The organism is Marinobacterium maritimum, assembly GCF_039523155.1.
In the GTDB taxonomy this organism is placed as follows: Bacteria; Pseudomonadota; Gammaproteobacteria; order Pseudomonadales; family Balneatricaceae; genus Marinobacterium; species Marinobacterium maritimum.
This window is the reverse complement of record NZ_BAAAET010000001.1, coordinates 416805-429302: the sequence shown is the minus strand read 5'-3', so window position 1 is coordinate 429302 and position 12498 is coordinate 416805. Positions and strand designations below refer to the sequence as shown.

Genomic DNA, 12498 nt, shown 5'->3' with positions numbered 1-12498 from the left:
GCATGATAATTCAGTTGGAAGCACCATGCCAGCGCAGGGAAAAGGGCTCGGACCAGTCGCCCGACAACAGCATCGCCACTTCGGGCAGACTAAACAGCTCACCGATAGTTGGATCAGCTCGAAAGGCAAAGGTTTCACCGGCCAGTACGAACCTGAGCTGCCAGGCATGCAGGTAGCCTCTGTCTGGCTGCGTCTGGACCGTTTCGTGATAAATGGGATCACCGACGATCGGCGCACCGACACTCTTCAACGCCACCCGGATCTGGTGCGTCTTGCCGGTATAGGGACGACAGAGAAAGGCGCGCAGCCCGGGTTTCAGGGATGCGCTGTAAAATTCGGTACGGGCAAAATTGTCCGTGTCGCGTGTCAGCCGCCAGCTGCTTCGGCGACTGCGCACCATGCCACCTTCGATACGACCCTGTTTTTTAGACGGTTTGCGATCACTGAGCGCCAAATACAGCTTGCTGACCTGCTGTTCGGCAAAGGCAGCGGACAGCTCGGCGGCTACTTCAGCCGAGAACGCGAAGACCACCAGACCGGAGGTCATCTTGTCCAGGCGATGCACCGGCCAGACCTTCTGCCCCAGCGCCTGCTCCAGCAGCATCGCCAGACCCGCCTCCTGATCATCCTTGTGCATACTGATGCCCGGCGCCTTGTCGATCACGACAAAGCGCGGGTTCTGTTCAATGATCTGAAATGCAGGGCCGGTGCCGGGCAGGCTCACCAGTTCATTACCTGCTTGACGAAGGGTACGGTGATCTTGCGCTGCGCACTCAATGAGGCCACATCCAGCTTATCCAGCGTCACCAGCAGATGGGCCATGTTGCGGCTGCCGTGATGCATCAAATAACGGATTACATCATCACCCAGCTGCAGACCTCGCGCCTGAGCACGGGCCTTGAGCGCTACCACCTTGGTATCGTCGTCCAGCGACTGCAGCTGGAATACCATGCCCCAGTTAAGACGTGATTCCAGGTCCGCCAGCTTGATACCCAACTTGGCGGGTGGCAGGTTGGCCGACATGATCAGCACATGGCCGTTGGCACGCATGCGGTTATACAGGTGGAACAGCGCCTCTTCCCAGGCGGCATCACCGGCGATCTGCTCAAGGTTGTCGATGCAGACCAGATCCAGCTGATCGAAGTCCTCGAGAATACGCGGACCGTACTCTTTCAGCTCGGCAAGGGGAAGGTAAACGGCACTGCGACGCACCGGATCAGAGGCGTGACAGCAGGACTGCAACAGATGGGAGCAGCCGGTGCCGGCGTGTCCCCATATATAGAGGTACTGCTCACCGAAGCCGGACGCGGCCTTTTCCAGCGCAGCACAGACCAACCCGTTGCGACCACGCACGAAGTTCTCGAAGCGGGCATCATCTCTAAGAGTGATCCCGAGGGGCAACTGCATTGGAGCTGCGGTACGGCTTTTGTCTTTCTGTGTCACAGCGAGCGTCTTAACGGGTTCAGAAAACCTTGATTTACATCTGGCCAATAAATGACGCGCGTAACTCTAACACAGAGCGCCCGCAACCTGATAAACTAGCGCGATAATTTTTTACCGATTATCTCCCGCTTTAAAGGTTGACTCACCCATGTCTACAGGTTCTGAAAAAACTTCCCTGAGCTACAAGGATGCCGGCGTTGATATTGATGCAGGTAACGCCCTGGTCGAACGTATCAAAGGTGTCGCCAAACGTACTGCCCGTCCTGAAGTCATGGGTGGACTGGGTGGTTTCGGTGCGCTTTGCGAGCTGCCGGCCGGTTACAAGCAGCCGGTTCTGGTATCCGGCACCGACGGCGTTGGCACCAAGCTGCGTCTGGCGATGGACCTGAAAAAGCACGATACCATCGGTATTGACCTGGTCGCCATGTGCGTTAACGACCTGGTAGTTGCCGGCGCTGAACCGCTGCTGTTCCTGGACTATTACGCCACTGGTCACCTGAACGTGGACATGGCGGCTGACGTGGTCACCGGTATCGGTGCAGGCTGTGAACTGGCGGGTGCTGCCCTGGTCGGCGGTGAAACCGCTGAAATGCCGGGCATGTACGACGGCGACGACTACGACCTGGCCGGCTTCTGTGTCGGTGTTGTCGAGAAGGAAGAGATCATCGACGGCAGCAAGGTTCAGGTCGGTGACGCCCTGATCGGTCTGGCCTCCTCCGGCCCGCACTCCAACGGCTACTCCCTGATCCGCAAGATCCTGGAAGTGACCAACGCTGACCTGCAGCAGCCGATGGGCGACAAGACCCTGGCCGAAGCCCTGCTGGAGCCGACCCGCATCTACGTCAAGCAGCTGCTGAAACTGATCCGCGAGTCTCAGGTTAACGCCCTGTCTCACATCACTGGCGGCGGCCTGCTGGAAAACATCCCGCGCGTACTGCCGGAATCTGCCAAAGCCGTTATCGACGTGAAATCCTGGGAGATGCCGCCGGTATTCAAGTGGTTGCAGGAAGGCGGCAACGTGGAAACCCGTGAAATGTACCGCACCCTGAACTGTGGTGTGGGCATGGTCATCGCCGTTCCGGCCGACAAGGCTGAAGCCGCTATCGCCCTGCTGCAGGGTGAAGGCGAGAACGCCTGGCTGATCGGTCAGATCGAAGCCGCCGGCGAAGGCGAAGAACAGGTTGAGCTGCGCGGCCTGGAGGCCTGAGATGGCGCCAAAACGGATTGTAGTACTGATATCCGGCAGCGGCTCCAACCTGCAAGCGATTCTGGACCAGACGCTTGAGGGGCAGATCAACGGCAAAATCGCGGCGGTTATCAGCAACCGCCCCGATGCCTACGGTCTGACCCGGGCCGAACAGGCGGGTGTCGATGCCCGCCTGCTCGACCACAAGCAGTTTGCCGATCGGGAAAGCTTTGATGCAGCGCTGGTTGAACTGATCGACAGCTACCAGCCTGACCTCGTAGTGCTGGCCGGCTTCATGCGCATCCTGACGCCGGAACTGGTACGTCACTACCATGGTCGCCTGTTCAATATTCACCCTTCATTGCTGCCCAAGTACAAGGGACTGAATACTCATCAGCGCGCCATTGAGGCCGGTGATGATGCCCACGGCTGCACCGTCCACTTCGTAACGGAAGAGCTGGATGGCGGTCCGCTGATTGTTCAGGCACAGGTCAGCGTCACCCCGGACGATGATGCTGCAAGCCTGCAGCAGCGTGTCCATCAGCTGGAGCATCAGATCTACCCGCTGGCCGTACAATGGTTCTGCGAAGACCGCCTCAGCCTGAGCGACGCCGGCGTCGAGCTCGACGGTGAACTTCTGGCCTCTTCCGGTTACCAATACACCACCCGCTAATCACGGAGGTTGTATGCGTCTGACACTTGCCACTCTGCTGACCGGCTGCCTGCTCGGCAGCCTGCCAGCCCAGGCCGATACGGCCCAGCTGCCGGCCTTCAAGGCCACCTACACCACCGCCTTCGACATGGGCATCTCGCTCAGTGGCGAGGCGGTGCGCCAGCTGCAGCAGACCGCAAACGGCCAGTGGCGTTTCAGCTCCGAAGCCGCCGCCATGATGGCCGGCATCAGCGAAACTACCCGCTTCAACTACTATCCGTCCGAGCCGATCCAGCCGGTCAGCTACCGCTACCACCGCAAGGTGCTGGGCAAGAGCCGCAAGGCCAGCGTCGACTTCGACTGGGACAAGCTGTCGGTCACCACAGTGGTCAAGGACAAGCCCTGGAAGATGCAGGTGCCAACAGGTACTCAGGACAAGCTCAGCTACCAGCTGCAGATGCGTCTGGACCTGCTCGCCGGCAAGACCGAGATGACCTACTCGGTCGCCGATGGTGGCAAGCTCAAGGAATATCGCTTCAAGGTCACCGGTGAAGAAGAGATAGATACCCCCTACGGTCGCTACAACGCCGTACGCGTCATGCGTGACCGTGGCGAAGACGCTGACCGCGAAACCCTGATCTGGCTTGCGCCAGAACTGGATTACCTGATCGTGCGTCTGGAACAGACCGAATCCGACGGCAAGACCTACGCGCTGTTGCTGAAGAACCTGGAGACCCCATGAGCGAAAGCCTGATCGACCTGACCGAATCCCGCCTGTTGGCCCGTGAGCAGTCTGCTCTGGATAACCCGGACGAGCTGTTCTACTGCAGCTACCTGATCGGTCACCTCAACCTGGTTGCGGCCGAGCTGCCGGAGTCCAACGAAGCCTTCCTGCACAATGTACAGGAAAGCCTCGACAACGCCTTTGCCGTCGACCAGCTCAGCGATCAGGACAAGTCCGGCATCAAGTCACTGTGGAAGGATGTTTGCGGCGAAACCGAATCACCGGTTGCCAGCTGATCCTGCACATCGACCAACAACACGCGATGCTGGTCCAGCGCCAGCGTCAGCGTGAAACAGCGCTGACCGCCACTGATATCCATATAGGGCGCTGATCTCAGGATACGGCGGTCATAGTCACTGGACGCCACCAGCTGGTAGAACCAGGGCCGCCAGCTCCAGTTATGTCCCAGCACCGAACCATTCGCACTCCAACCATCCCCCCGGTATTCGTAGTTGGGTGAGATCTGAACTCCCTGACGGTCGCAGATAAAGCAGCGCAATACGGCCGGATCCGGCACATACTCCTGCAATACCTCGGGCCCATCTGCGGCCAGCAACAACTCACGCAGCGCCAGCAACTGCCCCTGCAGGCCCTCCAGATGCCACTGGCGACGAGCGGACTGCTCCACCATCAGCTCCAGGTATTGCTGCAACAGCTGCTCGACCTGTGCACTGTACCGGTCAACCTCGACAAAGCCCTCAACCGCCTGCTCAAAAATGAAACCCTGAACATAACTGGCATTGCATTGCAGGGCGATAAAAAACTCATCCGCCGTTTCAACGCCTTCAAAAATCAGCTTACAGCCCAGCCGCGCCGCCATATCACCAATCGCATGCAAGAGTGCACTCTCCTGGTGCCCGGTCGCACCGTTTCGGAACATGCGCATATCGACCTTGAGCAGGTCCGGTGTGAAGGCCAGCAGACGATCCAGATGCTGGAAGCCCGAGCCAAAGTCATCCAGCGCAATGCGCACCCCTTCAGCACGATAGCGCCGTGCCAGCCGGTTGATACACGCGATATCCCCGACCTGCTCGGTGATCTCTATCACCACCCGCGGATGGTCGATCCAGAGGCGATCCATCATCCCCAGCGTCGGCAGCGGATCACCGGGGTCCAGCCCCTCGATCCATTCAGGCGACAGGTTAAGGGTCAGAAAGGTGTCATCCGGCGCCTTTGCAAAGGCTTCAAGCGCCTGATTGCGCACGGTGCGGTCCAGGGCCCGCCGCTCCTCAACAGTGCAGGATGGGTCCTGAAACAGCATGCCTGCAGACACGACCTGCCCTGCTTCATTCCTTTGCCGGGCCAACGCCTCGTACCCCGCAATACGCCCGGTGGCAATTTCGACAATGGGCTGAAACCAGGGGAAGACAGACTGCTGCATGGAAACCTCGATAACAGATGGAACTGAATTGGTGCATAGACACAGCAAAACCCGGGCCAAAATAGTTCACCGAGTTTTATTTCAGTTCAATCTGCAGCAAGAATCAGATGCTGGGCACAGCGAGGAATGGGTTGGGGCAAAGCCCCATCGGGGGTAATGAGAGTGCTAGATCATTTTTTCCATATGAATATGCGGAATACCAGCATCCATGAACTCCTCGCCGTAAGGCGCAAAGCCCAGTTTCTGGTAGAACTCCACCGCCTGAATCTGCGCCCCCAGATATACCCGCTGACAGCCTGCCTTAGCGGCTTCATCGATCAGGGACAGCACAACCCTGGCACCCAGCCCCTGCCCCCGAAACGCCTTCATGATGGCGATACGGCCAATATGGCCATCCTCCAGCACACGCCCCGTGCCAACCGGCAGCCCCTCTACCAGCACCAGCACCTGCACTGCAGCTTCATCCAGACCATCAAACTCCAGCTCGGGCGGAACATGCTGCTCGTTGATGAACACGCTTTCCCGAATAGCACAGATCGCGTCCTTGTCCTTGCCGTCAAAACGGGCTTTTACTACTTCAGACATCAGTTTCTCTTTACGTTTCGAATCAGTGTTCGCTGCCGGCATAGATCCACATGGGCTCAGTCTTGCCAGCACGCTCAAAGCCAAGTGACTTATAGAACTCAACTGCTTGACCATCGGCTGTCAGCATCTGCTGATGGAAGTGCTTATAGACCGACTGCATAGCTGCCATCATCGCTCGGCCAATGCCCTGCCCCTGGTATTCAGGGTGAACGAGCATATGCGGATAATAAACGACCAGATAACCATCCGAGATGGCATTACCGATCCCGACCAGCCGCCCCTCAACCCTTGCCGTTACCAGTGTATGTGAATTCCTCAGAGCAGACATCAGCGCGTCCGGCTTATCCGCCGAAGACCACTCATTGGCACGGTACAGGGCTATAACCTCAGCCTCTTCAATAGCACCGTTGATGACGACTTCTACCATCATTTCCATGTAACTCGAATCCTGAAGAGCTGCGACTTTGTAGCTCTGATCACATTGCTCCCATTGGTTAACAAGAAAGCAAGGGAGACACACCAGTTTGACGCAGCTAACCTACTCTTCAAATACAAGCAATTCCATATCGGCTGCTTGCTCCCTGAGGGGAATCAATGATTGGTACTGAGGGGACTCATACCAACCCGTAACTTTTTCAATGCCTGGAAAGCGGATCACCACAGTATCGCTGTGCTCATGCTTGCCCGAGAGCACTGACGCTATTTTCCCTCGAAACATCAACTCCGCCCCCCAAGGTTCCAGCGTAGCGGGCACTTGATTTCGATATTGCTGCCATTTCCTGGAGTCTTTTACAGTGACATGGCCGATGACATATGCACAATTCATCCTCGAGCAATCTCCTTACATGTTATTCCTTAATGAAGGGTCCGAAAAACCCTAGCTTTTGAGGCCCCAGCTCCCTTGCGGGCAAATTTAATTTTTTGTTACGCATTTCTTGTATAGAAACATATTTTATTTTTGTCTAAATCTCTAACATAAGCCGAATGCATATTAGAGCGTATTCTAGGCTCACCTTCACTCACACCGCCTAAATCCAAGGCTTTTTGATGTAACCGATTCACTTCTTCGATTGAATCAACATGGAAACCGAGCATCGTACCATTTCCGTTCGACGCAGGGCTTTCATCGAATGGCTCTGCTATGGCAAACATAAAGTCTTCATTTCCCCAAAGTGTCATTCGTCCCTCCCCGTGAAGTTTTTTTAAACCACAACCATCAAAGAGAACATCATAGAACGCGACTGCTTTTTCTTTGTTATTTGTGCCAAAAACAAAATAATTCATTTTCATGTTGAATACTCTAATTAGGTGCCTAAGATGCTTTACGCTGAGTTAACCGACGCCGGGCAGCAGCAAAGGGGAGCAAAAGCAGTACGTTTTGGCGTCCGGCTGACTGTTTGGTCAAAGTGCATGATTTTCCACCCTCAGGTGAATCAGTGCCACTCGGTCACCGTTGTAATCAATGCGTTGCTCAATGTCGTAAGGCCGGAAACCAAACTTTGGATAAAAGAGTAATCCTGCTGCGTTTCGATTAAAGCACGAAACCGAAACTGCCTCCGCGTGATGTTTCTCAAACCCTAACCTGATCATATGGTTAATCAGATAGCGGCCCACACCTAAACCTCTGGCATCGGACGCCACAACAACATTACCGATTGAGCACAGCCCGTCTTTCCAACGGTAAAAATTCGCGAAAGCAACAACTTTCCCCGCGATTTCAATCACCGTTGAGTCAGAACGATTTTCGATGCCCTGACGTACCTCGTCTCCCGCCAGAGGGAAGGCTGCTCTTGGGAAGCAGTAAAAAAGCTCTTCTCGTGTTTTCGGGAGCTTACAAATCTCGGGGATATCTTCTGCCCTTACGTCTCGGAGATACACGGGTTCCCTCCATGCAATTTAACGCCTGCAGCAGCGACAGACAAAAATGGCGGTTGTTTTGCCGGCTCTTTGGCAAAACAAGTGACAGTTTTGGCTGCCCGTTGCCTGCACTTGTTAAGTTTTGAACGCACGATAGTTGACTGCATAGTAAATTAGAGCGCCTACACCGCCACTGTACATGCATAGCTTGTGTAATATTGTTACTGACACAATACCATGAAAGTCGTTAGCGAGTGTAATTGGGTAAAATGGCTCTACATCCGTGTGCATTATGCTGTCTAAAGAGACGTGACTAAAACTGCCAATGAATGCACTTAAAAAGGCCACCCACCAAGCAATTTTAATGCTTTGATATTTGTCGATGCCAAGAATTTTTAGGCCAAGCTCTGAAAGATACTTGCCGGTTAGAGCTGAGAAAACAGCTAGTAGAATTGCACCAACATATGTATGTGTAAAACCGTGAAGATGCCCTTCTCCGGTGATTAGGACAATTAAAGGCTGGATATCCATTACAATTTGAGTCCAGCCGAATACCATTAAACTAAAGCTACTTTGTAAGATCGCTTTAATTAAAATTCCTGGTCCCATGTGTATTGGAGTAAAGGGCATAACTATCCTAGAAACTTAACAGTCTGTTAATGAGATCTTCGATCTAATAATAATTATTATTGGGTATACCTTTTAATCTCGACGCCATCTTATAAGCAATTGATTAAAAAGACTTTTATCAGGATAAAACAGACAAAAAGGTATAGTCACGCAGCCCTCCAGCCTGGCCGGATACCGGCCAACCAGGCGTATGACAAAAAGCCAGCAGGAAGTAGCTTGGTAATTAAGTTGTGAAGCGATAGATATTGAGTGCGTATTCGGCAACCCTGTCATCGCCCCATCCCCTTTTCCCTGTCATTGTGGCTGCCGACGTCCTGCTGGCAGATTTCTAGAGTGCCTCAGACATTATGTATTGGCAACATTCTCTATTCTGGAAATAATGTTGCTCAAGCTAAGACCCGCTGGGCGTTTCAGCTGTGAGACAGCGGGCACTGTCGCTGTGCTGTTCTTGCCTTATTCCGACCGTCTTGTGCGCAGGCACAAACCTACTCTCAGTCAAGCGGCAGCAAGGGGCGAGGTCAGGTCTTGGAAGACAATTCAATGTTTATCTGGCTTACCCCAGACCTCCTCCAGCCGGCTGGCGCGACGGCACGCGGTTTTATAGAACTTATAGCGCCAGGGATTCTTAAGGTAGTAATCCTGGTGATATTCCTTCACCGGATAGAAGATCGAAGCGGCGAGGATCGGGGTGACGATCCTCAGATCAGGACGTTGTTCGGCGAACCGCCTGATCACCTGTTCCCTGGACAGGCGGGCCAGTCGGCGCTGTTCATCGTCAGCGACGAAGATCGCGCTGAGGTAACTATGCCCCTTGTCACAGAACTGGCCCTTGTCGTCGAACGGATCGATATTGCGCCAGTACACGTTTAGCAGTTGCTGATAGGTTATGGTTTGTGGGTCGTAGGTCACCTGTACCGCTTCGTAATGACCTTCATGGTTGCCGTTATAGGTGGGGTTTTTCAGGGTGCCGCCGGTAAAACCGGAAATCACCTCGCTGACGCCGTCCAGTTCCTGGAAGGCCTGTTCCATACACCAAAAGCAACCGCCGGCAAAGGTGGCCTGGTCGGCACGGCTGATGCCTGCGGTAAGGGCGGCGAGTGTGGCAATGCATATCAAAGCGAGAGGTTTCATAATGAACGCTTCTCCAGACTCAGGGGTCTGGTCGTCTGTTTCTCTTGATTTGACTGCGAGGCGTTGGGGTTGGTTCAGTGTCAGCGGGCACTGACGCTGCACCGTTCCTGCTTTAATCAGTTCAACCTTTACGCCAGCGCAGGCGAAACTGTTTCTCGGCTTCTATGATGACCAGCAACGCAATTCCCACGCAGACGATGTTAACACCGTCCTGGAGCGGAACGGCAACGGTGGCAAAAAGTGCCTGCAGGGGCGGCAGGTAGGTAATGGCGAATTGTGCTGCGGTCACGATAATCACCGTTGCCCAAACCGCTTTCGTACCTCTGACAGCCTTCCAGGTGAGCGATGTGCCATAGAAATTACGAATGAAGAACAGGTGAAAGATCTCCATCACCGCCAGGGTATTGAGCGCGATGGTGCGTGCCAGCTCAATGGAATATCCCTTGTCGACCGCGTTGGCATACATGCTGAATACCCCGGCGATGAACAGGGCTGAGACAAACACCGTATGCCAGGCCAGGTCGCCCGTCAGCAACGGTTCACTTTGGGGGCGTGGTGGACGGCGCATACTGTCCGCCTCGGTTGGCTCAAACGCCAGCGCCATTCCCAGTGTGACGGCGGTAATCAGGTTGATCCAGAGAATCTGGATCGGTGTAATCGGCAGTGTCATCCCGAACAGCAGCGCCACAACGATGGTCATGGCTTCACCGGTACTGGTTGGCAACGTCCAGCTGATAACCTTCTTGATATTATCGTAGACGGTGCGCCCTTCTCTGACGGCCGCAGCCAATGAGGCGAAGTTGTCGTCTGCCAGTACCAGTTCTGCTGCCTCCTTTGCGGCCTCGCTGCCTCTGAGCCCCATTGCAATTCCCACATCGGCACGTTTGAGTGCCGGCGCGTCATTCACGCCATCTCCGGTCATTGCCACCGTCATGCCATGCGCTTGCAGCGCCATCACGAGACGCAGTTTGTGCTCCGGGCTGGTGCGGGCGAAGATGTCCGTATCCAGCACCACAGCCGCCAAAGTGCGGTCGTCCATGCCGTCGAGTTCGGCCCCGGTCAGCACCCTGTCGGGATTTTGCAGCCCAATCTGTTTGCCGATCGCTGTTGCGGTGCCTTTGTGGTCACCAGTGATCATCTTTACGCGGATGCCTGCCCCCTGGCAGCCCGCGATCGCATCAATGGCCTCGGGGCGCGGCGGATCGATCAACCCGACCAGACTGACCAGCGTCAGCCCGTATTCCACATCCGAAAATTCAAGAATCGTATGTTCAGGTACCACCGGTTTTACGGCAAACGCCAGCACACGCATGCCCTGGGCTGCAATGGCCTCTGCCTGTTGATGCCAGTAGCCTTTGTCAAAGGCTTCACTGCAGCCTGCAACCGTAAGCTGGTGGTCGCACATCGCGAATAGCCGTTCGGGGGCGCCCTTCACGAACACCATGGCCTGTCCTTTATGGTCATGGTTGAGCGTCGCCATGAACCTGTGCTCGGCATCGAAGGGGATAACATCGGTTCGAGTCCAACCGGCGCGCACCTTGCCGATATCAAGGCCGACCTTGCCTGACAGTGACAGCAGGGCTCCCTCCATCGGATCACCTTCAACCGTCCAGATACCGCCTCTCTCGTGCAGTGCTGAATCGTTGCAGAGCACCGCCACACGGCCGAGCTCTTCAAGCAACTCATGCTCCTGCAGGCTCACGGAGATATCGTTAAGCAGGATATCCCCTGTGGGCGCGTACCCTGCCCCTTCCAGCGCAAAGACGTGCTCAACCGTCACTACGGATGCCACCATCATCTCATTGCACGTCAGAGTGCCCGTTTTGTCAGTACAGATGACCGATACAGATCCCAGGGTCTCGATGGCGGGCAAGCGGCGGACAATGGCATTGCGCCGCGCCATCGCCTGCACGCCCACAGCAAGCGTGATGGTCACCACAGCAGGCAAGCCTTCAGGAATAGCAGCAACCGAAAGGCCGACCACGGCCATGAACATATCAGCAAAAGCCAAACGCTCGACGAAATAGCCGAACACCAGCAGCATGGCTGCAACCAGCAGGATCAGCAGGGTCAGCCAGCGCGAGAACACGTTCATCTGCCTGGTCAGTGGCGTTGTCAGCATCTCAACGGTAGACAGCATACCGCTCATGCGACCGATCTCCGTGTTTAACCCCGTGGCCACAACAACTCCCCGCGCAAGCCCTCGGGTTACCAGCGTACCGCTGTACGCCATGCAAACTCGGTCCCCCAGCACCGCGGTTTCATCCACGGGTTGCGCCTGTTTTTCAACGGGTACGGATTCGCCGGTGATAATCGACTCCTGAACCTGAAGCCCACTAACGTGGATCAGCCTCAGGTCAGCCGGCACCTTGTCCCCGGCTTCAATCAGTACAATATCGCCAGGCACCAGCACTTCGCCCGCTACCGAACAGCGCACCTGGTCACGCAGCACCGATGCCTTCAGCGCCAGCATACGACGGATGGCATCCATCGCCTTTTCCGCTTTTCCCTCCTGGAAAAAACCGATTGCGGCATTGATCAAAACGACCGCCAGAATCACCAGGGTGTCCGCCAGATGCCCCAATATGGCCGTGATAACGGCCGAGCCAAGCAGCACATAGATGAGGATATTGTGAAACTGCAGCAGAATACGGATCAGCGGGCTGCGCCTGGCAGCTTCGGGCAGACGATTCGGGCCGTGGGCTTCAAGGCGCCCTGCCGCCTCTGCGGAAGACAAGCCGTTTGCATTACTATGCAGGGTATCCAGCACATCCTCGGATACCATCTGGTGCCACCTGCGGTCCACATGCCTGTTCATCGCCGTCTAAACGACCTGCCTTTTGGACTGA

Annotated in this window: 15 protein-coding genes; 4 read left to right on the top strand and 11 right to left on the bottom strand. The window is 55.4% G+C overall.

The features are described from left to right. Positions 1–10: 10 nt before the first annotated feature. Together ABD013_RS01935 and hda are read right to left on the bottom strand one after the other, a co-directional pair. Positions 11–724 (bottom strand): TIGR01621 family pseudouridine synthase, encoded by a 714-nt coding sequence (locus ABD013_RS01935; RefSeq protein ID WP_343801453.1) that lies wholly within the window; start codon positions 722–724, stop codon positions 11–13. Continuing rightward, positions 721–1407, bottom strand: coding sequence for a DnaA regulatory inactivator Hda (hda, locus tag ABD013_RS01930; RefSeq protein ID WP_343801450.1), 687 nt, complete (start codon positions 1405–1407; stop codon positions 721–723). The genes ABD013_RS01935 and hda overlap by 4 nt, the downstream gene beginning before the upstream one ends. 184 nt (positions 1408–1591) lie before the next feature. On the opposite strand from hda, the gene purM reads away from it, so the two are divergent. From purM to ABD013_RS01910, 4 genes are read left to right on the top strand one after another with little or no spacing between them, the layout of a single operon-like run. After that, positions 1592–2650, top strand: a complete 1059-nt coding sequence (gene purM, locus ABD013_RS01925; protein ID WP_343801447.1) for a phosphoribosylformylglycinamidine cyclo-ligase — start codon at positions 1592–1594, stop codon at positions 2648–2650. A 1-nt stretch (position 2651) separates the two neighbouring features. Next, positions 2652–3302: a phosphoribosylglycinamide formyltransferase gene (gene purN / locus ABD013_RS01920; RefSeq protein WP_343801444.1), complete on the top strand. Its 651-nt coding sequence runs from the start codon at positions 2652–2654 to the stop codon at positions 3300–3302. 13 nt (positions 3303–3315) lie between these two features. Beyond that, on the top strand, positions 3316–4023 hold the full coding sequence (locus tag ABD013_RS01915; protein WP_343801441.1) for a DUF3108 domain-containing protein: 708 nt from the start codon (positions 3316–3318) through the stop codon (positions 4021–4023). Continuing rightward, the gene (locus ABD013_RS01910; protein ID WP_343801438.1) at positions 4020–4301 is read left to right on the top strand and encodes a YfcL family protein; all 282 of its coding nucleotides are present in this window, start codon (positions 4020–4022) and stop codon (positions 4299–4301) included. The genes ABD013_RS01915 and ABD013_RS01910 overlap by 4 nt, the downstream gene beginning before the upstream one ends. On the opposite strand, the gene ABD013_RS01905 is transcribed toward ABD013_RS01910, so the two are convergent. The 9 genes from ABD013_RS01905 to ABD013_RS01865 all read right to left on the bottom strand — a co-directional run bounded on the left by ABD013_RS01905 (position 4229) and on the right by ABD013_RS01865 (position 12434). After that, on the bottom strand, positions 4229–5446 hold the full coding sequence (locus ABD013_RS01905; protein ID WP_343801435.1) for an EAL domain-containing protein: 1218 nt from the start codon (positions 5444–5446) through the stop codon (positions 4229–4231). The genes ABD013_RS01910 and ABD013_RS01905 overlap by 73 nt on opposite strands. Positions 5447–5611: 165 nt before the next feature. Further along, positions 5612–6031: a GNAT family N-acetyltransferase gene (locus ABD013_RS01900; protein ID WP_343801432.1), complete on the bottom strand. Its 420-nt coding sequence runs from the start codon at positions 6029–6031 to the stop codon at positions 5612–5614. 22 nt (positions 6032–6053) lie between these two features. Next, positions 6054–6467, bottom strand: a complete 414-nt coding sequence (locus ABD013_RS01895) for a GNAT family N-acetyltransferase (RefSeq protein ID WP_343801430.1) — start codon at positions 6465–6467, stop codon at positions 6054–6056. Positions 6468–6569: 102 nt separating this feature from the next. Continuing rightward, positions 6570–6857 carry a DUF1330 domain-containing protein gene (locus ABD013_RS01890; protein ID WP_343801427.1) on the bottom strand — a complete coding sequence of 96 codons (288 nt, stop codon included), beginning with the start codon at positions 6855–6857 and terminating at the stop codon, positions 6570–6572. Between the two features lie 98 nt (positions 6858–6955). Then, positions 6956–7321, bottom strand: coding sequence for a VOC family protein (locus tag ABD013_RS01885; protein WP_343801424.1), 366 nt, complete (start codon positions 7319–7321; stop codon positions 6956–6958). Between the two features lie 111 nt (positions 7322–7432). Beyond that, a complete protein-coding gene (locus tag ABD013_RS01880) occupies positions 7433–7909 on the bottom strand; it encodes a GNAT family N-acetyltransferase (RefSeq protein ID WP_343801421.1) in 477 nt (158 codons plus the stop codon). A gap of 114 nt (positions 7910–8023) precedes the next feature. Next, a complete protein-coding gene (locus ABD013_RS01875; RefSeq protein WP_343801418.1) occupies positions 8024–8518 on the bottom strand; it encodes a metal-dependent hydrolase in 495 nt (164 codons plus the stop codon). A 537-nt stretch (positions 8519–9055) separates the two neighbouring features. Further along, positions 9056–9649: a peptide-methionine (S)-S-oxide reductase MsrA gene (gene msrA, locus ABD013_RS01870; protein WP_343801415.1), complete on the bottom strand. Its 594-nt coding sequence runs from the start codon at positions 9647–9649 to the stop codon at positions 9056–9058. Between the two features lie 121 nt (positions 9650–9770). Then, positions 9771–12434, bottom strand: coding sequence for a cation-transporting P-type ATPase (locus tag ABD013_RS01865; protein WP_343801412.1), 2664 nt, complete (start codon positions 12432–12434; stop codon positions 9771–9773). Positions 12435–12498: the final 64 nt, after the last annotated feature.